Here is a 25,223-nt window from a genome sequence, read left to right on the forward strand (position 1 = left end):
CAAGTCTCGCTTCTCTGATAGGCAAGCGGCGAAGAGGCGAGGAAACTGAACATCGGGCTTCATCCGCCCAAAAGAAAAATGAATATAAATAATATAAATCGCCATGCCAAAAAAACTGATCACGAGGACGCCTCGTCCCTCTGCACGCCAGGACATCCTGAAGACCGCCCAAAACCTCAAAATGGCCCGCTCCGCCCACGCTTACGTGCGCGGCAGCACCCTGCGCTTCTACAACTGGCTCAACGAGACCCAGGCCAGCAGCCTGCCCGAAGGTCCGGCCATCTGGATCTGCGGCGACTGCCACATCGGCAACCTGGGACCGGTGGCCAATGCCGAGGGCAAGATCGACATCCAGATCCGTGACTTCGACCAGACCGTCATCGGCAATCCCTCGCACGACCTGATCCGCCTTGCACTGTCGCTGGCCATGGCCGCGCGCAGCTCGGACCTGCCGGGCGTGATTACGGCCAAGATGATGGAGGTGCTGGTGGAGGGATATGAATCTGCCTTCCGCCCCGGTGACGACCTGCGCTTGGGCAAAAAGCCCAAGTCCGTGCGCGTGGCCCTGAAGACTGCACATCGCCGCACCTGGAAGGAACTGGCGCATGAGCGCATGCAAGGCAAGACCGTGCATATCCCGTTGGGCAAACGCTTCTGGTCGGCCTCGCGACAGGAAAGAAAAGAGATCACCGCGCTGGTGGAGTCAGCACCGGCGCGCGCCTTGCTGACGTCCTTGCGGCATCGCGAGGACGACGCCGCCATCAGGATGCTCGATACCGCCTACTGGATGAAGGGATGCAGCTCGCTGGGCCTGCTGCGCTTTGCCGTGCTGCTGGATGTGAACGAACAGGCCAGCGAACGCAGCGACCTGTGCCTCTTCGATATCAAGGAAGCGGTCACCGCCGCCGCGCCGCGTTACCGGGATGCCGGCATGCCGCGCGACAACGCCGAACGCGTCGTCACCGGCGCACGCCATCTTGCGCCACACCTGGGTTCACGGATGCTGGCCACGCGCCTGCTGGAGCGCCCGGTGTTCGTGCGCGAACTGCTGCCGCAGGACCTGAAGCTGGAAATCGATCACGTCAGCCAGGAAGAGGCCCTGCGTGCGGCGCGCTACCTGGCCCGCGTCGTTGGCCAGGCGCATGCGCGCCAGATGGATGAAGCGACCTGCCGCGCGTGGTACACCGAACTGGCGCGGCAACGATCGAAGACGCTGGAAGTGCCATCCTGGCTGTGGCGCAGCGTGGTCGACCTGGTGGCCAACCATGAGCGCGCCTATCTGGAACATTGCCGCCGCTATGCCCTGGGCGAACAGGCCGTGGAGTTTTAAGGCGGACTCAGGCCGCTTTCTGCGGCAGCGAGAGTGCAGCGGCCTCACGCTCCAGACGCGCCTGGCAAGCCTGCGCGCCCTTGTCGGCAATGCCGCGCTCCAGCTTGTCGGCGAAGAATTCGATGAGCGCACTGACCGCACTGGGCAATTGCCGCCGGTGCACGTACACGGCATAGAAGCCCATGGTGTCGCGCTGGTAATCCGGAAGGATGTTGATCAGGCTGCCATTGCGCAGATCTTCGGAGGCCAGCATGGTCGGCAGCAGCGCAATGCCCAATCCGGCCCGCGCCGCACGCAACTGCCCTTGTGCGGTGTTGATGCACAGGCGCGGTACCACCCGCACGTTTTCCGGACCGTGCGGCCCTTCCAGTTTCCACACCGTATGCTGGGGTGCCTGCGACGTCGCCAGGCAGGCATGGCCCACCAGGTCGGCCAGGGCCTGCGGCGTGCCTGCGCGCTCCAGGTAGCGTGGACTGGCGATGAGAGCCATATGGCTCTGCACCAGCTTCCTGGCCACCAGGCTGGAGTCGGGGAGCACGCCGCCACGGAAGGCCAGGTCGATACCCTCGGCGATCAGGTCGGCGCGCCCGTCATTGAGCACGAACTCCAACTGCACCTTGGGATAGAGATGCATGAACTCATGCATCCACTCGATGGAGAAATTGTCGAAGAAGTCCACCGGTGCAGCCACGCGCAGGCTGCCGGACGGTTCGCCCTGGCTTTGGGTGAGACTGGCGCTGGCGTGCTCGATGTCTTCCAGGCCCGGCGCGCAGCGCTCGAAGAATTCCCGCCCCGCCGCCGTCATGTTGAGCTGGCGCGTGGAGCGCTGCAGCAGCCGCACCCCCATGGCCGCTTCCAGCGCCTGCAAACGGCGGCTGATGGTATTGGGCGGCATGGACAGCTTGCGCCCGGCGGCGGCGAAGCTGCCGGCACGCACTACATGGACGAAAAGCCAGATGTCGTTGAGGTCTAGCATGGCGATATTCGATTCCCACCAAAAATGGATCAGTGAAATGCGATTCTCGCATCTATTGGAAGAAATGAAAACTGGGTATCGTTGACCCCAATGCAAAGGCGTTCACCGAAGGCCTTGCCCACCGAACAACGAAAGGACACACCATGAGCACTCTTCTGCACATCGACTCCAGCGCCCGCAGCGGCGGTTCCATCTCCCGTCAGCTGACCGCTTCCTTCGCCCAGCAATGGCAAGCCAAGAACCCTGGCGGCAAGGTGGTGCACCGTGACCTGGCGGCCAATGCCCTGCCTCACCTGAGCGAATCGCTCCTGGGTGCCTACTTTACCCCGGCTGATGCCCGTAGCGCCGAGCAGGCTGAAGTGATCAAGCAATCCGACGCCCTGGTGGACGAACTGCTGGCCGCCGACACCATCGTCATCGGCGTGCCGATGTACAACTTCGCCCCGCCGTCGACCCTGAAGGCCTGGATCGACCACGTCTTCCGCGCCGGCCGCACCTTCAGCTACACCGAGACCGGCCCGGTCGGCCTGGTCAAGGGCAAGAAGGCCGTCATCATCCTCTCGCGCGGCGGCAAGTATTCCGAAGGCCCGATGGAAGCACTGGACTTCCAGGGCAAGTACCTCAAGGGCGCGCTGGGCTTCATCGGCATCACCGATGTGGAACTGGTGGTCGCCGAGGGTGTGTCGATGGGCGAAGAAGCTGCCAAGGCCGCCGTGGCCGGTGCAGAAGCCAAGATCAACGCCACTGTCTGATCCTCGCCAGAGCAATTCCCAGCAACGGGGTGCGCCGCCAACGTGGTGCGCCCCGTTTGCTTTGGCGCGCCGTCAATGGTTGCCCAGGTCCTTGTGCATGCGGCGCAAGCCCAGCCAGACGCAGGCCGCTACCACCGGCACCACCAGGCCGGTGGCCAGGTCGGGATTGATGGGCAGGCCCGCCGCCTTGGCCGCCTTGCCGGCATAGCCCAGCAAACCGATCACGTAATACGAGATCGCCGCCACCGACAAGCCCTCCACGGCCTGCTGCAGCTTCAGTTGCTGGGCGGCGCGGGCATTCATGGATTCCAGGATCTGGCGGTTCTGGCGCTCCTGCACGATGCCGATACGCGTACGCAACAGGTCGTTGGTATGGGCGATGCGCTCGGCCAGCGCTTCCTGACGGCGGGCGATGGCCTGGCAGGTATTCATGGCGGGGGCCAGGCGGCGCTCCATGAATTCGCCGATGGTCGGTACACCCTCGATGCGCTGCTCGCGCAATTCTTCGATACGCGCCTGCACCAGGCGGAAATAGGCTTGCGAGGCCGAGAAGCGATAGCTGTTCTCCAGCGACAGCTTTTCGATGCGCGCTGCCAGTCCGGTGATCTTGCGCAGGATGCGCTCATCCTCGGCCATCTCTTCCGGCGTGCCGCTGGTGGATTGTTCGGACTGCACCATGGCTGCCGTCAGCGCGGCCAGGTCGCCTTCGATTTCATTGAGCAAAGGGCCGGACTGCTGCGCATGCGGCAAGCCCAGCAGCGCCATCATGCGATAGGTCTCGATTTCAAGAATCCGCTGCGCCAGGCGTCCGCCCTGCAATTCGCGCAGGCCGATATCGCGTACCACGAAGCGCGAAAAACCATCCGACTGGATCTGGAAATCGGTCCAGATCTCGCCCCCTTGCAAGACCTTGCTGGAACTCATCAGCTTGCCTTCGAAGATGCGCTGCATCTGGCGTGCAGTGGCGGCCGTATCGTCAGCGCCCGGCTCGACCACCACGTGCGCGGCCACCATCAGCTTGCCCTTCAAGCCCAGCAGCCACTGCTGCGGAATATGCGCCAGCGGCGCGCGGGCAAAGGCCTGGTCGGTGCCCAGTTCCTCATCGTGCGCCTGGGCGAAGGTGTAAGTGGCGAACTCGGTATGGCACTCCCACTTCAGGCGGAAGCGGCCGAAGTCATGGTAGAAGTGCTTGGCCTCGCCGCCCGGGGCGACCACGCCGAAGTGCGCGCACAGCTCGTCCAGCAGCACATGCTGGGCGCTGGCATGACGGCCGCCGTTGCCGTCTTCGCGTACGTAGACGGCCAGGTGCGTCAGGGTTTCCGAGCGCGTGAGCTGCAGGAAGGGGCGCGAATGCACCTCGGCGGCCAGGACGACGCGCTGCGGGTGATTCAGGCTGGCAAAAACGATGGACATGAACGTTCTCGTGGAGGATTGAAATTCGGTTTGCCGGGCGCGGCGAGCGGCGCACGCGGCGACAGCCTGCCCGCATGCAATTTGCACGCCGGGCCGCCGTCACAAGGGATAAGGAGGAGCGCTACTGCGGTGCCGGATAAGTCACATCGAGGATGGTCAGCTGCTCTACCCCCGACGGTGTCTGCAGCACCACTTCATCGCCCTCGCGGGCCTTGGTCAGCGCCCGCGCCACCGGCGAGATCCAGCTGATCAGTCCCTTGAGGGGATCGAGTTCATCGATGCCCACGATGGTGACGGTGTGCTCTTCGCCGCGCTGGTTTTCGTAGGTCACGGTCGCGCCGAAGAAGATCTGGTCACTGCCGTGGTGCACGGAAGGATCGACCACCTCGGCATTGTCCAGCCGCTTGGTCAGAAAGCGGATGCGGCGGTCGATCTCACGCAGGCGCTTCTTGCCGTAGAGGTAGTCGCCGTTTTCGGAACGGTCGCCGTTGGAGGCGGCCCAGGACACCACGCGCACCACTTCCGGACGCTCTTCATCGATCAGGTGCAGCAGTTCATCCTTGATGCGCTGATGCCCCTGCGGGGTCATGTAGTTCTTGCTGCCGGCGGGGATGGCCGGCAAGGCGATTTCATCATCGTCGTCGGCACCGTCGGATTCTTTAACAAAAGCCTTGTTCATGCTGGAGTGGGGTTGGTATGCAGGTTGACGCTTATTGTAGCCGCATGCGAGCGCCTGCAACGGTACAGTTGCGGCGATTAATGCGCGGGGCACCGTGCCGGGCTCGCCCTTTGGGGCGCACTCGGCGATAATCTGCACTCGCGCCTGCGCATGCCGTCCATGCCAGGTTCTCCAACTCGCCTGCTCGCGCCCATGTCTTCCATCGCTCCCCGCTATCGCATCGGTCTCATTGCCAACCGCGCCCATCAGGACGCTTCGGATTCCGCCCTGGTCCAGCTGCTGACCGGTTCGCGCCATCGCATCGAAAGCCTGCAACCCGAACTGATCGTGGTCGGCCGCACGCTCGATGCCATCGGACAAATGAATCTTCTGCCTGGCTACGAGCATCTGGTGCGTTTTCCCTATGGTCGCCACGGCGGCCTGATGAAGCTGGTGTCGCGTACCGTGGACCCCGATCCCGCCCGCACCCTCGATGCGGTGATCTACCTGATCGATCCGGTCGACCCCTCGTCCACCTTCCCGGAAGCGGTGGCCCTGAAGCGCCAGTGCGTGATCCACGGCAAGCCCTTCCTCTCGACCCTGGCCGGTGCCCAGGAGTGGTTCGAGCTGGAAGCCCTGGCCAACGGAGCCGCGCTCGACAGTTTCCTGGACGACCGTTTCCATCTGAAGGACGAAGGCATCGCCCTGATCGCCCACGACGCCATGAAAACGCGCATGCTGGAGCTGGCCGAAAAGCATTTCGAGGTACTCGACCAATTTGCCTTCCGCTGTGCCACCGGCACCACCGGCGGCCTGCTCAACCAGCTGGCGGTGAAGATGAAAGGCGAAGCTGGCCGCAACTGGGTCAAGCCCTTCCTCTCAGGCCCCTTGGGCGGGGACGCCCAGATCGCCGAACTGATCCTGGAACGCCAGTGCCGCCGCGTGCTGTTCCTGGAAGATCCGCACGTGGCACGCCAGCACGAAGCCGACATCCAGTTGCTGGAGCGCGCCGCCCGCACCGTCACCGGCTATGCCTCCTGCATGAGCGACGTGAAATGGGGCGATCGCTGGCTCTCCCTCATCAAGGCGCGCGCCGTCTGATTGCTGGATGACTGATCCGACCTTGCCGCCGCGCCGGCCGCCCCGCTGGCGGCGACGGCTGCTGGCACCGCTGCTCTACACGGCAGCCCTGCTGCTGATGCTGGAAGAATGGCTGTGGGACGCCACCCAGGCGGTGCTGGCACGCATCCCCGAATGGCCCTGGCTGGTGCAATTGCAGCGCTGGGTGGAACGGCTCTCGCCCTACGCCGCCCTGCTGATCTTCCTGGCACCGACCCTGCTGCTCTTGCCGGTGAAGATTCTGGCGCTGATGTCCATCGCGCATGGCCACCCTACCCTGGGCGTGATCATCGTGCTCACGGCCAAGGTGCTGGGCACGGCGCTGGTAGCGCGCATCTATGCGCTCACGCGGCGTAGCCTGCTGTCGCTGGAGTGGTTCCAGCGCTATCACACCCGGCTGCTGGACATCAAAGCCCGGCTCACCGCGCAACTGCAGGCCACGGCAGGCTGGCAGCAGGTGCAGCGTCTGCTCAAGGCGGTCAAGTCGGCCATTGGCGAGTTCAAGCGCAAGCTGGCCGCCCGCATCGTCACACGCCCCGGTGCGCCGTCCTCTCGCCTGTTGCGGCTGCTGCGCCGGCTGGTGGCCCGCATGCGGAGCAAATAGATTCATCTTGCTGACTTCAAAAATGAAAAGGGCTGCTAAAGCAGCCCTTGCTTCATGAAGACACGTCCGCTCATGCGGCAGCGGCGCAATCAGTCATCGTCATCGTCGTCATCGATGTAGCCCTCCGGCGGCGGCGACATCTGCATCGTGGCCTGTTGGCCGATGTTGTTGTTGGCGATGCTGTTGCCCCATTCGAAGGCCTGCTTTTCGGCGGCAAAGAAATCGTCTGCCGACAGTTGCAGCTCTTCCAGCAGGCGCTGCATCTCCTCCTGGTCGGGCGCGCGCAGTTCGGTACACTCCACCAGGCGCAGCACGGTGCCGTAGAAACCGGTACGGCGCAGCAGCGCTTCGCGGATCTCGGTACTGACGGTGATCTGGCGCAGCACGGTTTCCATGCTCATACCGAAGAGTGCATCCACCAGCGACATGATGCCGACCGTGAAGGCCATCTCCGACATCTTGCGACGGCCGGGGCGAATCTTGGCCGTGATCAGTTCCAGCATCTTGCCGCGTGTGGCCGCCAGAATCATCAGCGGCGACATGGAATGGGCGCGATCCTTGTCGGTATTGGCAAACAGGAGGATCTGCAGCCAGCGCTTGAGCTGGCGGCGGCCCAGCACGATCAGTGCCTGGCCCAGCGAATCGATGAACTTCTGGAAACCGTAGACGGGCGTGTTGACCAGCCGCAGCAACGTGAGCGACAGGGCCACGTCGCGCTTGATGTAACGCACGATCTCGGCGTTGTCGACATTGCGCACCAGGAGCGTGAGCAGATGCATGATGATCATCTTCGAGGCTTCCAGCTTCTTGCCCTGGAGGATCATCGGCTTGGCGAAGTAATAGCCCTGGAAATAATCGAAGCCAAACGTCATGCAGTCATTGAACACCTGCAGGCTCTCGACTTTCTCGGCGAGCAGTTCCTTTTGGGCCCGCTTGAAATGCACCGACAGCTTGAGCAGCTTGCTGGGATCGACCTCCATCACGTCGATCTTGATGATCTTCACCAGCGGCAGCAGCTCTTCGATCTCCTGCGACTCAGCCACTACATCGTCCAGCGCGAATACGTAACCGGCAGCCACCAGTTCACGCACTCGCGTCACCAGTTCGGGCGTGACGCGCACGGTTTCCAGGATTTCCAGCACCACCTTGTCGGCCGGCAGGAAATAGATGAAGTCGCTCATCAGCACGGCGGCATCGACATTGATGAAGCCGTGCAGATTGCCGATCACGTTGGACAGCCCCAGCTCAGAAGCATGGGCAATCACGGCCGCCGTGGCCGTGACGTCATCCTTCACATTGGCCGGACCGAATGCGGCGCTGCGAAACAGCAGTTCATAGCCGATCAGATCCTGCTCGCGGCTCAGGATGGGCTGGCGCGCCAGGAAGAAATCCAGGGCCTGGTGCGCAGGAAGGGGCGAAGCGGTTGGGTCGGCGGACTGGTCTGACATGGTTGTTTTTCTACGGGCCCCTGGCGTTGCGATCAATCTTGACGTATAGCAATCCGCTTATTGTATGCCGATTTGGCATTGTTTCAGCGACATCATGACTATTCCAAACGAAAAAACTCACGAATATTCACAAACCCGCATTCACGCGATTCAGTTTTCGCCGGATTCGAGCACGTACTCCGCGGTGTCATCCACACCCAGCACCTCGATCAGGTAGGGCATGACTTCCTTCAACTGGGCTTCCAGCGTCCAGGGCGGATTGAGGATGAACATGCCGCTGTTGTGCAGACCAAAACCATCGGGCGCCGGGCCATGGATGGCCAGCGTGACGTTGAGCCAGCTCTTGGCGCCCAGGCGCTTGAGTCGTTCAGGCAGCTGGCGCGATTCGTTGCGCTGCAGGACCGGATACCACACCGCATACGTGCCGGTCGGGAAACGCGTGAGCGCATCGGCCAGCACCTGGGCCACGTGGGTGTAATCGCGCTTGTCTTCATAGGGCGGATCGATCAGCACCAGGCCGCGGCGCGACGGCGGCGGCAGCAAGGCCTTCAGGCCCTGGAAACCATCGCCCCGGTACACCATCACCCGCTTGCCGCGTGCAGCCGGGCGCTGGCCTTGGGCGGCGGCGTGGGCCTCGAGCTTGCGGAAATTGTCTTCCAGCACCTTCACCTCGCTGGGGTGCATTTCGAACAGGCGCAGGCGGTCCTGCTCGCGCATGGTCTTTTCGGCGCAGTAGGGAGAGCCGGGGTAGTAACGCATCTTGCCGCTGGGATTGAGCGACCTGACCAGATCGACATATTCCTTCACCATCGCCGGCAGGTCCTTGCGGTCCCACAGCTTGGCGATGCCGGTTTCATATTCAGCGTTCTTGCTGGCGTAATCTCCATCCAGCGCATAGACGCCTGCGCCGGCATGGGTGTCGATGACCATGTAGGCAGGGTCTTTCTGCCCGAGATAGCGCATCAACTGGATGATCACCATGTGCTTCAGGACATCGGCGTGGTTGCCGGCGTGGAAAGCGTGGCGATAACTCAGCATGGAAAATTCACTTCTAGGATGGGGGTTGAAATCGGGTGACGCATCGGCTCGAACGAGTTCCGCGCCACGGCCACCGTTGAGGTGGAACGTTTCGCATTTTATCAAGGATAAGTGAGCAGTTGTCGGACAGCCCCGCCATTGTTACAAACAACGGCGGCGCCAGCGGCGGCGACAAGCGAGTCTCCCGCCTTCCCTGCCCTCAGTTTCCGGCGCGATCCAGGCGGAAATAGGCATCCAGCAGCGAGGTCTTGAAGACCACCCCCAACAGGCGCGGGTCTTCCGCGCTGGCGATGACGGGCAGGCGCTCCCCCTGGTGATCGAGGAACAGCTGCAGCGCCTCGCCCAGGGACATGTCGGGCGTGACTTCATGCAGGAAGTGCGGCCGCAGGAAGTCCCGGGCGACCCGGCCTGCAGGTTCCTTCTTGTCCAGCAGCCAGGAGGTGATGTCCTGCAAGGCCACCACGCCCAGGTAGCGCTCATGGGCATCGACGATGTAGACGTACTTGACCGGGTATCTGAGGAACAGCGCGCTGACCTCTTCCAGGCTGGCTGTCTCGCTGAGCACCGTATCGGCCGGGCGGATCAGGTCACTCATGTGGGTGCCGCGCAGGCGCAGCCGCTCTTCGTTGTCGCGATGGCGTTTGAGGGTGATCTCGTACATCGAGCGCCCGTCCGTGCTGCGCGCCACCACATAGGCCACCACGCAGGACAGCATCAGCGGCAGCACCACCTGATAGCTCAAGGTCATCTCGAAAATCATCAGGATCGCCATCAGCGGCGCATAGGACGCAGCCGCCAGGAAGGCCCCCATGCCCACCATGGCGTAGGCGAAGGGCTGCGACATGTGGAACGGCAGCAAGGCCTGCGCGGTATCCCCGAACAGGTAACCCACCGCCGCGCCGACGAACAGCGTTGGCGTGAAGATACCGCCCACCGCCCCTGACCCGACGGTAATGGCGGTGGCCAGCACCTTGATGACCAGCACCATCAGCACCGCCTGCCACAGCCAGGTGGTATGCAGCAGCGAATTGACCAGGCTGTAGCCATTGCCCCAGACCTCGGGCACTTCGATGGAGATCAGCCCGACCAGCAGCCCGCCCACGCCCAGGCGCACCGGCAGCGGCAACTTGAGCTTGCCGAAACCCTGCTTGCCCAGTTCCAGCACTCGCAGGAACTGCGGTGCCAGGATCCCGGCCAGCACCCCAAGCACCAGAAACAGCAGCACTTCCCAGCCGCCGATCTCGGGGAAATACGGCATCTCGTAGGCCGCGCGATAACCCGGCAGCTCGCGCATGGTGATGTTGGCCACCACCGAGGCCACCACCACCGGACCAAAGCTCTCCATCACCAGCGAACCGAGGACAATCTCGGTAATGAAGAAAGCGCCCGCAATCGGCGCGTTATAGGCCGAGGTAATGCCGGCTGCGGCCCCGCAGGCCACCAGCAGCCGCAGGCGAGATGAAGGAAAATGCGAAAACTTGCCCACCAGCGAGGCGCACAGTGCCGACAGCTGCACCATCGGCCCTTCTCGTCCGATGGAGCCACCCGAGGCAATCGAGGCCAGCGAAGAGATGCTGCGCAACAGCGTATTGCGCACCGGAATGGCCCCATCGCCGATGGCCACCGCTTCCATGTAGTCGCCGCCATTGCCGGCGGGGGTGCGCTTGGCCCATACCAGGAACAGGCCGGCAATCACGCCGCCGCAGGTCGGCAGCAGTACCCGCACCGGCCAGGACAGCCCCTTGGCGATATCGACGAAGCTGCCATCATGCCCGGTCAGCCAGATCTGCAGCAGCGCGATGCATTCACGGAAAGCGATCGTGGCCAGCGCCCCGACGAAGCCGGCCAGCGCGCCCCACAGCAGCATCGAATGATTTTCGGAAACGCGGCAGGCATTGAGGACGCGCAACCGGTACTTGATCCACAGCTCATGCATGGTCGTCTTCGCCCTCCGGCTGGACGGCGCTCATCAAGCCCTGCAGATGCCTGAGATCGGCGGCGATACTGGCCGCCGCCTTTTTCTGCATGCGTCGATAGCGCGCCAGCACTTCCTGCCCCAGCTCAGTGACGGCCGCCCCGCCCCCGCGTGCGCCGCCCGTGGCGGTCGCCACCAGCGGGCTGGCGAAGCAGCGGTTCATCTCCTCCACCAGCAGCCAGGCGCGGCGATAGGACATCTCCATCTCGCGCGCCGCACCGGAAATCGATCCGGTCCGTGCAATCGCCTGCAGCAGGTCGGCCTTCCCCGGGCCGAAGGCGATGGTCTCGCCTTGCATCACGCGCACTCGTAGGGTCTTGGAATCAGTCATGCGCGTGATTGTACTAGCGGGCAGTCCGCTGCGGCCAGACGGCTGCACGCAATTGACGTTCGTTATATCCTTGCGTATATTTCGTCGACCTGCTGCGCTTGCGCTTTTTTGCCTTTTTCTTCATTTGTCTCGACCAAGGACTGCACGATGCTAAATATCGCCCGCCTGAAAGCCGCTCTGGGTGCGGCTTGTGCCGCTACGCTGCTCTTGGCCACGACCAGCGCGCAGGCCACCGACCTGGTGGTGTCGGCCGCAGCCAGCCTCACCAATGCCTTCAAGGAACTGGCCCAAAGCTTCGAACAGCAGCATCCGGGTGTGAAGGTCATTACCAACTTCGGCGCCTCTGACATCCTCATGCAACAGATCGTGCGCGGTGCCCCCGCCGATGTCTTCGCCTCAGCTGACCAGACCGCCATGGATAAAGCCGCCGCCGAAAAAGCCGTCGATTCCTCTACCCGCAAGAATTTTGCCGCCAACCAGATCGTGGTGATCGTGCCGCATGACGCCAGAGTGCAACCGGCGACGCTGGCGGACCTCACCGGCGCAGCCTACCAGCGCATCGCCCTGGGCAATCCTGCCTCAGTCCCCTTCGGCCGCTACACCAAGGCCGCACTTGAGCAGGCCGGACTGTGGACGCAAGTGCAGGCCAAGGGCGTGATGGCCGAGAACGTGCGCACCAGCCTGGATTACGTGGCACGCGGCGAAGTCGATGCCGGCTTCGTCTTTGCCACCGATGCGGCGGTCATGCCGGGGAAGGTCAAGGTTGCCCTGCGCATCCCCTCCACCACCCCGGCCACCTATCCCATCGCGGTGACTGCCGGTACCCGGCAGCCGGCACTGGCCGCGCAGTTCGTGGCGCACGTACTGTCGGCCAGCGGGCAGGCGGTGCTGGCGCGCTATGGCTTCCAGAAGCCCTGATCGCTGCACGCGGCGCCCCTGATGCATCCGGTCTGGACTCCCCTGCTGCTCTCGCTCAAGGTCGCGGGACTGGCGACCTTGCTCAACCTGGTGCTGGGCGTGGCCGCCGCCTGGGGACTCTCGCGCTGGCGCTCGCCGCTGCGCGATTTCATCGATTCGATCCTGACCCTGCCACTGGTACTGCCGCCGACCGTGCTGGGCTATTACCTGCTGGTGCTGTTCGGCCGGCGCGGCACCTTCGGGGCCTGGCTGGAGAGCCTGGGCATCCAGTTGGTCTTCACCTGGCAGGGGGCAGTGCTGGCGTCCACCGTGGTGGCCTTTCCGCTGGTGCTCAAGGCGGCGCGGGCGGCCTTCGAGAGCGTGGATCATCAACTGGAAGATGCCGCCCGCGTGTTGGGCGTCTCTGAAACCGGGGTATTCTTCCGGGTCAGCCTGCCCCTGGCCACGCGCGGGATCACGGCCGGGGTGCTGCTGGCCTTTGCACGCGCCCTGGGCGAATTCGGTGCCACCCTGATGGTGGCCGGCAACCTGCCGGGACGCACGCAGACCCTGTCGGTGGCCATCTACGAAGCCGTGCAGGCGGGGGACGACGGCGCGGCCACCGTCTTGGTCGTGGTGACCTCGATCACCTGCATCGTGCTGCTGATGGTGGCCGGGCGCCTGATGCCGGACCGCGTGCAGCTGCCGCTCCGGTAAGATTGCTTCACTTTCCCCTCCTGCCCTCTGACCCCTGAACGATCACGTGAGCGTCGACCTTCACCTTCAGAAAGAGCTGCGCGCTGCCGATCGCGTCTTTTCGCTCGACATCACCCTGGCCTCCGACAGCCAGCGCATCGTGCTCTACGGCCCTTCGGGTTCGGGCAAGAGCCTCACCCTCAAGGCCATCGCCGGTTTGATGCGCCCTGACAGCGGCCACATCCGCATCCAGGGCCGCACGCTCTTCGACAGTGCGCAAGGCATTGATGTGCGGGTGCAGGAGCGCAACGTCGCCTACCTGTTCCAGGATTACGCCCTCTTCCCGCATCTGACGGTGGCGCAGAACATCGCCTTCGGTCTGGCACGCGGCAGCATCAACCTGCGCCGCCCCGCCGAGCATCCGGCCGTGCGCCAGTGGTTGCAGGCCTTTGAACTGGACGCCATCGCCCACAGCCGCCCGGCGCAGATTTCCGGCGGCCAGCGGCAGCGGGTGGCGCTGGCGCGCGCGCTGGTGGCCGAACCCGACATGCTCTTGCTGGATGAACCCTTCTCCGCACTGGACCTGTCGCTGCGCCAGCGCATGCGCAGCGAGCTGGCCGAGTTGCAAAGCCGTCTGCAGGTGCCGATGCTGCTCATCACCCATGACCCGGCCGATGTGGAAGCGCTGGGGCAGACCGTGTTCGAACTGCGCGACGGCCGCCTGCATCATCCCTGATCCTGGCCGCCTGATTTCCGGGAGACGGTCGAAAAAAAACCGCACTCTTGTGGAGTGCGGCATCAAGTTCGGGGATCTCCCCGCCGGCCCGCGCAAGGATGCGGGCCGGCGTTACATCACACACATTCACTCAAACTTCGGCATCGTCTTGGCTCAGGCGGCCTTCTTGGCCTTGTCGTCGAAGAATTGTTCATCTTCGGTCGAACCGTGCAGGGCCGTGGTCGACGACTGGCCTTGCTGGATAGCCTGGGTCACGGCGTCGAAGTAGCCGGTGCCGACTTCGCGCTGGTGCTTGACCGCCGTGAAGCCCTTGGAGGCGGCGGCGAATTCGGCTTCCTGCAGTTCCACGAAGGCCGACATCTGGTTGCGGGCATAGCCGTGCGCCAGGTTGAACATCGAGTAGTTCAGCGCATGGAAACCGGCCAGCGTGATGAACTGGAACTTGTAGCCCATGGCACCCAGTTCACGCTGGAACTTGGCGATGGTGGCGTCGTCCAGGTTCTTCTTCCAGTTGAAGGACGGCGAGCAGTTGTAGGCCAGCAGCTTGCCCGGGAACTTGGCGTGAATGGCTTCGGCGAAGGTCTTGGCAAAGGCCAGGTCGGGCTTGCCGGTTTCGCACCAGACCATGTCCGCATACTCGGCATAGGCCAGGCCACGCGAGATCGCCTGGTCGATGCCCGGATGGGTCTTGAAGAAGCCTTCCACGGTGCGCTCACCCGACAGGAAGGGCTTGTCGTTGGCATCCACGTCGGAAGTCAGCAGGTCGGCGGCTTCGGCATCGGTACGGGCGATCACCAGGGTCTTGGTGCCCATGACGTCGGCAGCCAAGCGAGCGGCGTTGAGCTTTTCACAGGCTTCGCGGGTCGGCACCAGCACCTTGCCACCCATGTGGCCGCACTTCTTGACCGAGGCCAGCTGGTCTTCGAAGTGAACGCCGGCCGCACCGGCTTCGATCATCGACTTCATCAGTTCGAAGGCATTCAGGACGCCACCGAAACCGGCTTCGGCATCGGCCACGATGGGCGCGAAGAAGTCGATGTCGTCACGGCCTTCGGACCACTGGATCTGGTCGGCACGGGCGAAGGTGTTGTTGATGCGCTTGACCACCATCGGCACCGAGTTGGCCGGGTACAGCGACTGGTCGGGATACATTTCACCGGCCAGGTTGGCGTCGCCGGCAACTTGCCAGCCGGACAGGTAGATCGCCTTCAGGCCGGCCTTCACCTGCTGCATGGCCTGGTTGCCGGTCAGCGCGCCCAGGGCATTGACGAAGGGTTCGTTGTGGACCAGGTTCCAGAGCTTGTCTGCACCACGCTTGGCCAGGGTGTGCTCGATTTGCAGCGAGCCGCGCAGGCGGACCACGTCGGCGGCGCTGTAGTTGCGCTTGATGCCCTTCCAGCGGGGGTTCTCTGCCCAGTCGCGTTCCAGGGCCTGGATTTGCTGTTCACGTGTGCTCATGTGGATCTCCTTGTTGGTCAATATGAAGTGGCTTGAAACCGGATGAAATCGTTGATTCCATGACTTCATAGTAGGCCTGGCGGAGCGGAGCAACAATGTCTTATATAAGATATCTGTAAAATTTTTATACCAATATAATCATGCACTTACGCGATCTATTTTGCGATACGAAACGAAAATCCGGAGAATGAAAAGGAATTTTGATGCAGCGCACTCGTACTTTTCACCATACGAAATGACGATTTCGTATCGTAAAAAAGCACGGAAATGAAACCTCTTGCACGCTCATCGTTCATATCACCGCGATCGTTGATGACGTTTTTGACCGATCCAGGCCGCACTGGCGTCCGAAGATCCGTTTTTTCCTTCATCTATCGACTCGTCAAACTGTCTTCCACGACCCAAGGCGCTCGGGTTGTCTAATTGCAAAAGAAGGCAGAGAATAAGCGCCTAACTCATTCCAAAGCGGTGATGCAACGCCGCCCCTGTCTACATGCATTACGCCCTGGACATTCGCACCTTCCTCTTCAGTCATTATTTCTATACAGGTGTGCGGATCGCGATCGGGGTAGTCGGCCTGACCCTGCTCGTGTTCAACGTCGCCGACATGCCGACCACGATGACGGTCTTCCTGGGGGCCCTCTGTACCAGCCTGATGGACCTGCCCAGCCCGCTGCGCCACAAGTTCAACGAGATGCTGGCCGGGGTGCTGCTCTGTACGGTGGTGATGCTGGTCATCAGCCTCTGTGCGCCGGTGCCGTGGCTGGTCAGCGCGATGATGGTAGTGGTGAGCTTCTTCGCCAGCATGATGGTGGTCTACGGCAAGAAGACCATGCCGCTGCAGTTCGCTGCGCTCATGGTGATGACGCTGTCGATGGAGAACCAGGTCCCCATTGCCGACGCCTTCCTGCATGCAGGCCTGTTCCTGGGCGGCGGGCTGGGCTATCTGGCTTATTCGATGACGGTATCGTGGTTCCTGCGCCGCCGCATCAAGCAGCAGGTGCTGGCCGAGGCGCTGTTCGAGCTGGCACGCTACCTGCGCATCAAGGCCGACTTCTATGACGTCAGGCATGACCTGGCCAGCCAGTTCAACCAGCTGGTGCGCCAGCAGATCGTGGTGGCCGACAAGCAGCAGGCCTCGCGCGACCTGATCCTGCGCGACCTGCATACCAAGCAGGATGGCCTGCTGGTGCAGGTGCACCTGTCGATGCTGGAACTGTATGAACAGGTGCTCTCCACCCACGCCGACTATGCCCTCCTGCGCCAGCACTTCGGCGAGTCCGACGTGATGATCTTCCTGCGCGACCTGGCCACCAAGGCGGCCCAGGACATCGAATCGATCGCCTATGCGATTACCCGCAAGAAGGCCTCCGAACCCAGCGTGAACTACAAGGCCGAGCTGCGCGCGGTGCAGTTCGAGATGCAGGAACTGGCACAGCCCGGTCCGCGCCAGGCCTCGCAGGAAGCGCTCACGCTGCTGCGCGTGACCTACAACAAGATCCGCGACATCATCGAATTCATCGGCCAGGTCCACCAGGCCACGCAGAACCCGGTCGATCCGCTGCCCATCTTGCCGGGTTCGGATATGACGCCCTTCCTGACCCAGCAGAAATTCAAGTTCAACATGCTGCTGGTGAACCTGCGCTGGCAGTCGCCGATCTTCCGCTTCGCCATCCGGGTGGCGCTGGCCGTGACCACCGGCCTGTGGATTGCCGGGCTGCTGCCCTACATGGCGCATGGCTACTGGATCGTGCTGACCATCGTCATCATCCTCAAGCCCAATTTCAGCGCCACCAAGCAGCGCATGGCGGACCGCCTGATCGGCACCGTGATCGGCTGCCTGATCACCATGCTGATCCTGCGCTTCGTACACAATCCGCTGGGCCAGTTGGCGGTGCTGTTCGCCGCCAGCGTGGCGGCCCCCGCCTTCACCTACATCAAGTACCGCTACACGGCCATTGCGGCCTCGGTGCAGATCCTGATGCTGCTCAACCTGCTGGTACCGGCCGGTCACCAGGGCGTGATCGGCGAGCGGCTCATCGATACCCTCATCGGCGTGGTCATCGCCACCGTCTTCAGCTACGTGCTGCCAGCCTGGGAGTACCGCGACCTGCCCAAACTGCTGCGCAACGTGCTCAAGTCCAGCCAGCGCTATCTGACGGCCAGCCGCGACCTGCTGGAGGGCAAGGTCAAGGATGATTTCTTCTACCGGGTTTGCCGCAAGGGCTTCATGGACAGCCTGGCCGCGCTCATCTCGGCGCTGGTACGGATGATGGATGAACCGGCTACCAAGCAGCGCGCGGTGCGCGAGCTGAACCGCTTCATCGTGCAGAACTATCTGGTGGCGGCCCACATTGCTGCCCTGCGCCTGATGCTGCGGCGGCATCAGGAAAACATGCCCCAAAGCGCAGTGGCCAGGCTGATCGAGGAGACCTATCTGGAAGCCAGCCAGCACCTGGCCGAAGCCCAGCGCCTGCTGGCCCCCAAGCCAAGAAAGCGTGGCGGTGCCGTGGTGGTGTCACCCGACGCAGCCGAGGACAAGGCCCTGTCCGGCAAGATCGAACTGATCGGCCCGGTCACGCCGGAGCCGGTACCGGCCGAGGCCAGCGCCTGGTCCGGCTGGGACAACCTGCGCCGCCGGACCAGCCTGCTGAATCAGGATTTGAAGGAAATTGTCAGCCAGACCGAGGCCATCGACCGGGTACTGCGCAAAACCCCGGACTGAGCGGCTTTGCGGGCTCAAACAAAAGCCCGCACGCGGCGGGGCTTGAGAGCTTGCAACAGAAGGTGAAGGAAAACGCTCAAAGCCGGGTACGCGACACCAGCACCCCATCCACATCGGCATAGATCCAGTCGCCCGGGTGCACCGCCACGCCGGCAATGCCGACCTTGATGTCGGCATCCCCTGCCCCCTTGCGGAAGCTGCGCTGCGGATGGGTAGCAAGCGCCCGGATGCCGACCTCGCAGGCATTGAGTTCAGCCGCATCGCGCACGCAGCCATTGACCAGGATGCCGGCCCAGCCATTGTCCTGCGCCAGCTGTGCCAGATTGCCGCCGACCAGGGCGCAACGCAGGCTGCCGCCGCCGTCGACTACCAGTACGTCGCCATTGCCCGGGGTTTCCAGGGCCTTGCGCACCAGCACGTTGTCCTCGAAGACCTTGAGCGTACGCGCCGGACCGGCGAAGACCTGCTTGCGGCCGAAGGAGGCAAAGATGGGCGGCAGCACGTGCAGCGTGCCGGCGGTCAGCTTGTCTTCGTTGGCGTCGCACAGGTCACAGGTGGCAAAGCTGGCAAGGGTCATGGGATTCTCCGGGCGTTCGATGGTGGGTCTGGGGACACCTGAACGCAAATCACACTGACAAGATGCGATGCAGGCGCTTCTGGTCGAACATACGTGAATCGGCGACCCGCAGCAAGGTTTCGACATCCAGCCCGTCGTCCGGATAGAGCGACACGCCGACCGACGCATCGACCGTATAGTCCTGGCCATCCCGCCCTGCGATGGGCTTGTTGACGGCGTGCCGGATCTTGTCGGCGATGCTGCGGGCCACGTCCATCTCGGTCACGCCATGCAGGTAGACCACGAACTCGTCGCCGCCGAAGCGTGCCACCGAATCATCATGGCGCAGGCTGTGCTGCAAGCGCTCGGCGATGGCAATGAGGACCTTGTCGCCCTCGTCATGCCCGTATTCATCATTGACTGCCTTGAACCGGTCGAGATCGATGAAGAGCAAGGCAAAGTGCAGCGGCACGGCCTGCGAACTGTTGCGGCGGCGGAAATCGATCTGCGCGATCAGCGAATCGCGATTGAGGACATTGGTGAGCCGGTCGGTGCGCAGGTTGCGCTCCATCTCCACGAAGCTTTGCGCGAGCTGGCCGATTTCGTCATTGCGGTCGATGTTGAGGGCCGGGAACGGGCTGCCGTTGCCGATACTCTTGGCGGCCAGGGTCAGCTTGCGGATATCGCGCAGCACCCAGCGCAGCAGCAGGAAACCGATCACGAAGGTCAGGCAGACCGCCATCAGGCCCAGCGTCAGCGTCTGGTAGACGCCGCTGGTGACCGATCCCAGGAAGTCCGAGCGCGGTGCAGCGCTGATGGACAGCCAGGCCAGTCCGGCGGGATCACGGTAGAGGCGAAAGGCCACCTCGATCTTGCTGCCTTCGCTGCGCGATCCCAGCAGGATCAGCTTGTCCGGCTCGGGCGGGTGCGTGCCCAGATAGCGCTGCACTTCTTCGAAAGCCTGCCGCACCAGCGGCGACTTGCTCTGTCCGGCATTGAGCCGCAGCGGTTCGCCACCGTTCTCGCCGGCCTGGTAGATGGGTTCATCGAGGGAGGTGGCGACCATGTCCCCCTTCATCTCCGTGACGAAGGCCACGCCCTGGGCGCTCAGAGGCACCTGGCGCAGCAGATCGGTCAGCTGCTGCAATCCGATGCTGCTGTTGGCCACACCGAGCAGGCTGCCATCCTCGGCGAAGATCGGCTTGGACAGGTTGATGCCGACGATGGCCTTGTTGCGGTAGTCGACATAGACCGGTGACCAGGTCTCCCGGCCCTGCTGCACGGCCTGCAGGTACCAGGGCCGCTTGCGCGGTTCGTAGTCCTGTACGGCGGTCAGTTTCATCTCGGTCCCGGGACCGCGCAGGTAGTAGACGAAATTCTTCTGTCCCGGCTCGCGCACGCTGTACATGAAGACCTGCGGCTGCTCCTGCTTGATTCCCAGGAAACTGCCATCGGCACCGCCGAAATAGACGTAGCTGGGCTCATCGAAGAGCGAATTGGCCAGCCACAGCCGGTCTTCCAGCTCCTTGCGGCTTTTGGGGAAAGGCAGCGCAGCGGGTGCTTGCCCGGCCTCGGCCGGCGGCACCGGCGGCGGCGCAATGACGTTGAGGGTTTCGCGGGCCCCCATGGTCTGGCGCGTGATGGCCTGGCTGACGCGGCCCATCACTTCGGTCAGGGCATTGCGCGCCAGTACCTCGGTGGCATCGTCGCCCGCCCGGTACAGGAACCAGCCGATGGTCAGCATCAGGCAGACCATCAAGAAGATGAACGGCAAGATGAACAGCCGCTGCAAGGACGATCGCTTCAGAATCGCCCCCATACGCCCCTGCTGCTGACGTGACCCCAAATGACGGATATGACCATGAATTCCTTGCTGCCAGCATCGCAAACCGGCCCGGCCATTGCCACGCTGGCTTGCTCCTTTTATCGATGGCGCACCGGTCTTGTCTGTTCAGGCGCGTCCCCCTTGTAGTGAAGTAAATATCACATTCCCCCTCGCTTGGGGAGGGTTTTTTTGCGATGCGGCGTAATAAAGCACGCCCGTCAACCTCGCCAAGAGCCGCACTGGGCGCGGAGAAGTGCCATTTCGCCAATTATTGTAGATGTATTACAACTTTTACGGACACCTGTGCAAGTCAGACCGGCCTGCTTGCGCTTTTGCTGACGCAAATTCATGAAAAAACGGCGGGACATGAACACATGTCCCGCCGCTTGTCAGCCCTGAATACCAGGACCTTCACTTTCATGAGGGAGCTGGTCTGCCCGGCCGCAAGACCGGGCAGACCAGGGGCCTCAGCCCTTGCTGAAAGCCAGTTGGCCGTTCTGCACCTCTACGTGGACCACGTCCTTGGGACCGAACTTGCCCGCCAGGATCTGCTTGGACAGCGGGTTTTCGATCTCCTGCTGGATGGCACGCTTGAGCGGACGCGCCCCGTAGACCGGATCGAAGCCGGCCTCGGCGATCTTCTGCAAACCAGCCTCGCTGATCTGCAAGCCGATCTCCAGCTTGGCCAGGCGCTGTTCCAGGATGCGCAGCTGGATCTTGGCGATGGCACCGATGTTCTTGGCGTCCAGCGCGTGGAAGACCACGATCTCGTCCACCCGGTTGATGAATTCCGGGCGGAAGTGCGTGCGCACCTCAGCCATCACCGCCAGCTTCACCAAGGCCGGATCGCTGTCTTCCATGCTCTGGATCTTGTGTGAACCCAGGTTGGAAGTCATCACGATCACGGTGTTCTTGAAGTCAACGGTACGGCCCTGGCCATCGGTCATGCGGCCATCGTCGAGTACCTGCAGCAGGACGTTGAAGACATCCGGATGCGCCTTCTCGATTTCATCCAGCAGGATCACGCTGTAGGGCTTGCGGCGCACGGCTTCGGTCAGATAGCCACCCTCTTCATAGCCGACATAGCCCGGCGGCGCGCCGATCAGGCGGGCCACGGAGTGCTTCTCCATGAATTCACTCATGTCGATGCGGATCATGGCTTCTTCGGTATCGAAGAGATACGAGGCCAGCGCCTTGCACAGCTCGGTCTTGCCCACCCCGGTCGGGCCCAGGAACATGAACGAACCATACGGCTTGCTGGGGTCGCCCAAACCGGCACGCGAACGGCGGATGGCGTCGGACACGGCCACGATGGCTTCGTCCTGGCCGACCACACGTTCATGCAGCACGTCTTCCATGTGCAGCAATTTCTCACGCTCGCCTTGCATCATGCGCGAGACCGGGATGCCGGTGGCGCGCGCCACGATCTCGGCGATTTCCTCGGCACCGACCTGGGTGCGGACCAGCTTGGGCTTCTCGGCCTTGACGCCCGCTGCATCCTTCTTGTTCTGCACTTCCAGCGCGGCCTCCAGCTCGGCCAGCTTGCCGTACTTGAGCTCGGAGACCTTCTGCCAGTCGCTCTTGCGGGTGGCCTCTTCCATCTGCAGGCGCACCTTCTCGATTTCTTCCTTCAACTGCTGGCCGCCCTGCGCAGTCGACTTCTCGGCCTTCCAGATTTCTTCCAGATCGGCGTATTCGCGCTCCAGCTTCTCGATTTCTTCCTCGATCAGCTGCAGGCGCTTCTGCGAGGCTTCATCCTTCTCGCGCTTGACGGCTTCGCGTTCGATCTTCAGCTGGATCAGACGACGGTCGAGCTTGTCCATGACTTCCGGCTTGGAGTCGATCTCGATCTTGATCTTGGAAGCGGCTTCGTCGATCAGGTCGATGGCCTTGTCCGGCAGGAAGCGATCGGTGATGTAGCGATGCGACAGCTCGGCAGCCGCCACGATGGCCGGGTCGGTGATGTCCACGCCGTGGTGCACTTCATACTTTTCCTGCAGGCCGCGCAGGATGGCGATGGTGGCTTCCACGCTGGGCTCATCCACCAGAATCTTCTGGAAACGGCGCTCCAGAGCGGCATCCTTCTCGATGTACTGGCGATATTCGTCCAAGGTGGTGGCGCCCACACAGTGCAGCTCGCCGCGGGCCAGAGCCGGCTTGAGCATGTTGCCGGCATCCATGGCCCCTTCGGCCTTGCCGGCACCGACCATGGTGTGCAGCTCATCGATGAAGACGATGGTCTGGCCTTCGTCCTGAGCGATTTCCTTCAGGACGGCCTTCAGGCGTTCCTCGAATTCGCCGCGGTACTTGGCACCGGCCAGCAATGCGGCCATATCCAGTGACAGGACGCGCTTGGACTTGAGGCTGTCCGGCACTTCACCATTGACGATGCGCTGGGCCAGGCCCTCAACAATGGCGGTCTTGCCCACGCCGGGTTCGCCGATGAGCACCGGATTGTTCTTGCTGCGCCGTTGCAGCACCTGGATGGCGCGGCGGATTTCATCATCGCGGCCGATGACCGGATCGAGCTTGCCGGCGCGGGCACGCTCGGTCAGGTCCAGGGTGTATTTTTTGAGGGCTTCACGCTGGCCTTCGTCCTGCTGCGAAGACACGGAAGCGCCGCCGCGCACCGCCTTGATGGCCGCTTCCAGCGACTTGCGGGTGAGGCCGTTTTCACGGGCGGCACGGCCGGCGTCGGACTTGTCGTCCGCCAGGCCCAGCAGCACCATTTCGCTGGCGACGAACTGGTCGCCGTGCTTTTGCGCTTCCTTGTCGGCCAGGTTCAGCAGGGCCACCAGCTCGCGGCCGACCTGCACCTCGCCGCCGTTGCCGGAGACCTGCGGCAGGCGCTTGACGGCGGCCTGCAAAGCGGTGGAAAGACCGTTCACATTCACGCCGGCGCGCTGCAGCAGCGAGCGCGCGCCGCCGTCATCCTGGTTCAGCAGTGCCAGGATGAGGTGAACGGGTTCGATATATTGATTGTCGTGGCCGACTGCCTGGGATTGCGCGTCGGCCAGCGCTTCCTGCAATTTGGTGGTGAGTTTGTCGAGACGCATGGTTCGCTCCAATTTTTCAATGAGATGAAAGTTGGGCCAGCGCCTGCGATTTTCAAGCAATGATCGTGCCGTCTGTTTTGATCTGCATCATGTCGCTCAAAGTAGTCATCCAGCCAAAGCGCGATAGCTTGCAAACCCGGCAACGCAAAGCACGACAGAGCCAAGCAGATGCAGGCCCGAGTGCCCGATGGCCCACAGGTAATCGCCCCGCTGCAGCAGGATCATGGACTCGGCCGAGAAGGTCGAAAACGTGGTCAACCCGCCCAGCACGCCGGTCACGGCGAACAGCCGCCATTCCGGTGCCAATGCCGGATGCTGCTCGAAATAGGCGACCAGAAAGCCGATCACGCCGGCCCCGATCCAGTTGGCCGCCAGCGTACCCAGCGGCACGAAGTGCCCGTCCACGTTCCATACAACGGAGATGCGCCAGCGCAACCAGGCGCCCAGCGCTGCTCCCATCCCGACCGCCAGCCATGCCATCGCATTCCCCTCGATTGATCAGGCCAGCGTAGCACCGCGTGCGGCCAGGCCCTGCATTTCCTCGCGCAGACTACCCAGGCGCTCCAGCGCCTGATGATCTTCCTGCAAGGTCTTGTCTACCGTTTCGTGCATCCAGTCGACCCAGGTGCTGATCTTGGCATCCAGGTACTGACGTGAAGGATACAGCGCATACACCCCCATGTTCTGCAGCCGGTGCTGCGGCAGCACCCGCACGATGGTGCCAGCGCGCAACGCGTCCACCGCCGAATAAATGGGCAGCACGCCGATGCCCATCCCTTCTCGCACGGCGGTCAGCATGGCTTCGGCCACGTTGACCTGGAAATTGCTCCTGACCGGGATCACGGTCTGGCCTTCCGGCCCTTCCAGCGCCCATTCGATCAGCGGAGAAATGGGGCTCACCAGTTGCAGACAGGCGTGGTTCAGGAGATCGCCCGGATGCTGTGGCAGTCCGTATTTGTCGAGATAGGCGGGCGAGGCGCACAGGATGCTGAAGGTACTGCCCAGCTGCCGGTAGATCAGGCCGGAATCGGGCAGCTCGCGCGCCACCACCAGGGAGACGTCGTAACCCTCTTCCAGCATGTCGGGGATGCGCTGCGCCAGCGTCAGCTCCACCGCCACCTCCGGATAGCGCTTGTGATAGCCCGAGATCGACGGGATCACGTAGCGCTGGCCCAGGCTGGTCATGGCGTGAATGCGCAGCCGGCCGGAGGGTTTCACGTAGGCCGCGCTGGCCTCGGCCTCGGCTTCGTCCACATAGGCCATGATCTGCTGGCAACGCAGCAAATATCGCTCTCCCGCTTCGGTCAGGGCAATGCGGCGCGTGGTACGGTTCAACAGGCGGGTGCGCAGATGCCGCTCCAGATCGGCCACGGCGCGCGAAACATGGGCAGTGGTCAGGCTCATCTGCTGGGCCGCCTGAGTAAAGCTGCCAGCCTCGACCACGCGCGCGAAGACGCGCATGTTTTGCAGGGTATCCATCGTTTTCCTATCACTGTACTGAGCGCAGGCGTCCGTCTGGCCGAACTTGCCGCTGCGGACACACTGCGCCATGACAGCATTGTTACCCAGAATTGAGCAATCATTGTTGCTGTAACTGATATAAACAATTGCGAAATAGCGGATTTTTTCG

Annotated in this window: 21 protein-coding genes; 8 read left to right on the forward strand and 13 right to left on the reverse strand. The window is 62.9% G+C overall.

The features are described 5' to 3' along the window. The first annotated feature begins 103 nt into the window (after positions 1-103). Positions 104-1,330 carry a DUF2252 family protein gene (locus MKD49_RS09485; RefSeq protein WP_034334856.1) on the forward strand — a complete coding sequence of 409 codons (1,227 nt, stop codon included), beginning with the start codon at positions 104-106 and terminating at the stop codon, positions 1,328-1,330. A gap of 7 nt (positions 1,331-1,337) precedes the next feature. Here MKD49_RS09485 and MKD49_RS09490 read toward each other — a convergent pair whose 3' ends face one another. Next, positions 1,338-2,306 carry a LysR family transcriptional regulator gene (locus MKD49_RS09490; protein ID WP_121039889.1) on the reverse strand — a complete coding sequence of 323 codons (969 nt, stop codon included), beginning with the start codon at positions 2,304-2,306 and terminating at the stop codon, positions 1,338-1,340. Between the two features lie 143 nt (positions 2,307-2,449). Between MKD49_RS09490 and MKD49_RS09495 the strand changes: the two genes are divergently transcribed. Then, positions 2,450-3,058 (forward strand): FMN-dependent NADH-azoreductase, encoded by a 609-nt coding sequence (locus tag MKD49_RS09495; RefSeq protein ID WP_121039886.1) that lies wholly within the window; start codon positions 2,450-2,452, stop codon positions 3,056-3,058. 72 nt (positions 3,059-3,130) lie between these two features. Here the strand turns inward: MKD49_RS09495 and MKD49_RS09500 are convergent, their stop codons facing one another. Then, positions 3,131-4,471 (reverse strand): DUF3422 family protein, encoded by a 1,341-nt coding sequence (locus tag MKD49_RS09500; RefSeq protein WP_252696161.1) that lies wholly within the window; start codon positions 4,469-4,471, stop codon positions 3,131-3,133. A gap of 121 nt (positions 4,472-4,592) precedes the next feature. After that, positions 4,593-5,150, reverse strand: coding sequence for a transcription elongation factor GreB (gene greB / locus MKD49_RS09505; protein ID WP_134222241.1), 558 nt, complete (start codon positions 5,148-5,150; stop codon positions 4,593-4,595). 192 nt (positions 5,151-5,342) lie between these two features. Here greB and MKD49_RS09510 point away from each other — a divergent pair, with 192 nt between their 5' ends. Together MKD49_RS09510 and MKD49_RS09515 are read left to right on the forward strand one after the other, a co-directional pair. After that, positions 5,343-6,230, forward strand: coding sequence for a methylglyoxal synthase (locus MKD49_RS09510; RefSeq protein ID WP_252696373.1), 888 nt, complete (start codon positions 5,343-5,345; stop codon positions 6,228-6,230). Between the two features lie 7 nt (positions 6,231-6,237). Beyond that, a complete protein-coding gene (locus MKD49_RS09515; RefSeq protein ID WP_121039874.1) occupies positions 6,238-6,852 on the forward strand; it encodes a hypothetical protein in 615 nt (204 codons plus the stop codon). Positions 6,853-6,941: 89 nt separating this feature from the next. Here the strand turns inward: MKD49_RS09515 and MKD49_RS09520 are convergent, their stop codons facing one another. From MKD49_RS09520 to MKD49_RS09535, 4 genes are all read right to left on the reverse strand, one after another. Beyond that, on the reverse strand, positions 6,942-8,300 hold the full coding sequence (locus MKD49_RS09520; protein WP_134222239.1) for an EAL and HDOD domain-containing protein: 1,359 nt from the start codon (positions 8,298-8,300) through the stop codon (positions 6,942-6,944). Positions 8,301-8,450: 150 nt separating this feature from the next. Further along, entirely contained in the window at positions 8,451-9,338 is an 888-nt protein-coding gene (locus MKD49_RS09525; protein ID WP_121039868.1) for a 23S rRNA (adenine(2030)-N(6))-methyltransferase RlmJ, read from the reverse strand. A gap of 199 nt (positions 9,339-9,537) precedes the next feature. Continuing rightward, the gene (locus tag MKD49_RS09530; RefSeq protein WP_209580617.1) at positions 9,538-11,274 is read right to left on the reverse strand and encodes a ClcB-like voltage-gated chloride channel protein; all 1,737 of its coding nucleotides are present in this window, start codon (positions 11,272-11,274) and stop codon (positions 9,538-9,540) included. Continuing rightward, on the reverse strand, positions 11,267-11,644 hold the full coding sequence (locus tag MKD49_RS09535) for a winged helix-turn-helix domain-containing protein (RefSeq protein ID WP_134135268.1): 378 nt from the start codon (positions 11,642-11,644) through the stop codon (positions 11,267-11,269). The genes MKD49_RS09530 and MKD49_RS09535 overlap by 8 nt, the downstream gene beginning before the upstream one ends. Before the next feature lie 147 nt (positions 11,645-11,791). On the opposite strand from MKD49_RS09535, the gene modA reads away from it, so the two are divergent. Genes modA through MKD49_RS09550 form a run of 3 tightly spaced genes read left to right on the forward strand, consistent with a single transcriptional unit; the run spans position 11,792 to position 13,973 of the window. Beyond that, positions 11,792-12,562, forward strand: a complete 771-nt coding sequence (gene modA / locus MKD49_RS09540; RefSeq protein WP_252696162.1) for a molybdate ABC transporter substrate-binding protein — start codon at positions 11,792-11,794, stop codon at positions 12,560-12,562. A gap of 21 nt (positions 12,563-12,583) precedes the next feature. Beyond that, positions 12,584-13,258, forward strand: a complete 675-nt coding sequence (gene modB / locus MKD49_RS09545; RefSeq protein ID WP_252696163.1) for a molybdate ABC transporter permease subunit — start codon at positions 12,584-12,586, stop codon at positions 13,256-13,258. Between the two features lie 46 nt (positions 13,259-13,304). After that, positions 13,305-13,973, forward strand: a complete 669-nt coding sequence (locus tag MKD49_RS09550) for an ATP-binding cassette domain-containing protein (protein WP_209569088.1) — start codon at positions 13,305-13,307, stop codon at positions 13,971-13,973. Positions 13,974-14,126: 153 nt separating this feature from the next. Here MKD49_RS09550 and aceA read toward each other — a convergent pair whose 3' ends face one another. Next, positions 14,127-15,431 carry an isocitrate lyase gene (aceA, locus tag MKD49_RS09555; RefSeq protein ID WP_034333643.1) on the reverse strand — a complete coding sequence of 435 codons (1,305 nt, stop codon included), beginning with the start codon at positions 15,429-15,431 and terminating at the stop codon, positions 14,127-14,129. Between the two features lie 493 nt (positions 15,432-15,924). Between aceA and MKD49_RS09560 the strand changes: the two genes are divergently transcribed. Next, positions 15,925-18,156, forward strand: a complete 2,232-nt coding sequence (locus tag MKD49_RS09560) for an FUSC family membrane protein (RefSeq protein ID WP_134135261.1) — start codon at positions 15,925-15,927, stop codon at positions 18,154-18,156. 76 nt (positions 18,157-18,232) lie between these two features. On the opposite strand, the gene rraA is transcribed toward MKD49_RS09560, so the two are convergent. From rraA to MKD49_RS09585, 5 genes are all read right to left on the reverse strand, one after another. Next, complete coding sequence (gene rraA, locus MKD49_RS09565) at positions 18,233-18,733, reverse strand: ribonuclease E activity regulator RraA (protein WP_121039851.1); 501 nt, start codon at positions 18,731-18,733, stop codon at positions 18,233-18,235. Between the two features lie 49 nt (positions 18,734-18,782). Continuing rightward, positions 18,783-20,531: a diguanylate cyclase gene (locus MKD49_RS09570; protein WP_204725400.1), complete on the reverse strand. Its 1,749-nt coding sequence runs from the start codon at positions 20,529-20,531 to the stop codon at positions 18,783-18,785. A 473-nt stretch (positions 20,532-21,004) separates the two neighbouring features. Next, positions 21,005-23,593 carry an ATP-dependent chaperone ClpB gene (gene clpB / locus MKD49_RS09575; protein ID WP_121039845.1) on the reverse strand — a complete coding sequence of 863 codons (2,589 nt, stop codon included), beginning with the start codon at positions 23,591-23,593 and terminating at the stop codon, positions 21,005-21,007. 105 nt (positions 23,594-23,698) lie between these two features. Beyond that, positions 23,699-24,073 (reverse strand): fluoride efflux transporter CrcB, encoded by a 375-nt coding sequence (gene crcB / locus MKD49_RS09580; protein ID WP_039788378.1) that lies wholly within the window; start codon positions 24,071-24,073, stop codon positions 23,699-23,701. An 18-nt stretch (positions 24,074-24,091) separates the two neighbouring features. Further along, the gene (locus tag MKD49_RS09585) at positions 24,092-25,072 is read right to left on the reverse strand and encodes a LysR family transcriptional regulator (protein ID WP_252696164.1); all 981 of its coding nucleotides are present in this window, start codon (positions 25,070-25,072) and stop codon (positions 24,092-24,094) included. Positions 25,073-25,223 lie beyond the last annotated feature (151 nt).

The organism is Herbaspirillum sp. WGmk3 (assembly GCF_023952535.1).
GTDB classification, from domain to species: Bacteria; Pseudomonadota; Gammaproteobacteria; order Burkholderiales; family Burkholderiaceae_D; genus Herbaspirillum; species Herbaspirillum huttiense.

Coding starts and splice junctions, on each gene's coding strand:
- MKD49_RS09485 (WP_034334856.1), top strand. CDS start 104: ATGCCAAAAAAACTGATCACGAGGACGCCTCGTCCCTCTGCACGCCAG.
- MKD49_RS09490 (WP_121039889.1), bottom strand. CDS start 2,306: ATGCTAGACCTCAACGACATCTGGCTTTTCGTCCATGTAGTGCGTGCC.
- MKD49_RS09495 (WP_121039886.1), top strand. CDS start 2,450: ATGAGCACTCTTCTGCACATCGACTCCAGCGCCCGCAGCGGCGGTTCC.
- MKD49_RS09500 (WP_252696161.1), bottom strand. CDS start 4,471: ATGTCCATCGTTTTTGCCAGCCTGAATCACCCGCAGCGCGTCGTCCTG.
- greB (WP_134222241.1), bottom strand. CDS start 5,150: ATGAACAAGGCTTTTGTTAAAGAATCCGACGGTGCCGACGACGATGAT.
- MKD49_RS09510 (WP_252696373.1), top strand. CDS start 5,343: ATGTCTTCCATCGCTCCCCGCTATCGCATCGGTCTCATTGCCAACCGC.
- MKD49_RS09515 (WP_121039874.1), top strand. CDS start 6,238: ATGACTGATCCGACCTTGCCGCCGCGCCGGCCGCCCCGCTGGCGGCGA.
- MKD49_RS09520 (WP_134222239.1), bottom strand. CDS start 8,300: ATGTCAGACCAGTCCGCCGACCCAACCGCTTCGCCCCTTCCTGCGCAC.
- MKD49_RS09525 (WP_121039868.1), bottom strand. CDS start 9,338: ATGCTGAGTTATCGCCACGCTTTCCACGCCGGCAACCACGCCGATGTC.
- MKD49_RS09530 (WP_209580617.1), bottom strand. CDS start 11,274: ATGCATGAGCTGTGGATCAAGTACCGGTTGCGCGTCCTCAATGCCTGC.
- MKD49_RS09535 (WP_134135268.1), bottom strand. CDS start 11,644: ATGACTGATTCCAAGACCCTACGAGTGCGCGTGATGCAAGGCGAGACC.
- modA (WP_252696162.1), top strand. CDS start 11,792: ATGCTAAATATCGCCCGCCTGAAAGCCGCTCTGGGTGCGGCTTGTGCC.
- modB (WP_252696163.1), top strand. CDS start 12,584: ATGCATCCGGTCTGGACTCCCCTGCTGCTCTCGCTCAAGGTCGCGGGA.
- aceA (WP_034333643.1), bottom strand. CDS start 15,431: ATGAGCACACGTGAACAGCAAATCCAGGCCCTGGAACGCGACTGGGCA.
- MKD49_RS09560 (WP_134135261.1), top strand. CDS start 15,925: ATGCATTACGCCCTGGACATTCGCACCTTCCTCTTCAGTCATTATTTC.
- rraA (WP_121039851.1), bottom strand. CDS start 18,733: ATGACCCTTGCCAGCTTTGCCACCTGTGACCTGTGCGACGCCAACGAA.
- MKD49_RS09570 (WP_204725400.1), bottom strand. CDS start 20,531: ATGGGGGCGATTCTGAAGCGATCGTCCTTGCAGCGGCTGTTCATCTTG.
- clpB (WP_121039845.1), bottom strand. CDS start 23,593: ATGCGTCTCGACAAACTCACCACCAAATTGCAGGAAGCGCTGGCCGAC.
- crcB (WP_039788378.1), bottom strand. CDS start 24,073: ATGGCATGGCTGGCGGTCGGGATGGGAGCAGCGCTGGGCGCCTGGTTG.
- MKD49_RS09585 (WP_252696164.1), bottom strand. CDS start 25,072: ATGGATACCCTGCAAAACATGCGCGTCTTCGCGCGCGTGGTCGAGGCT.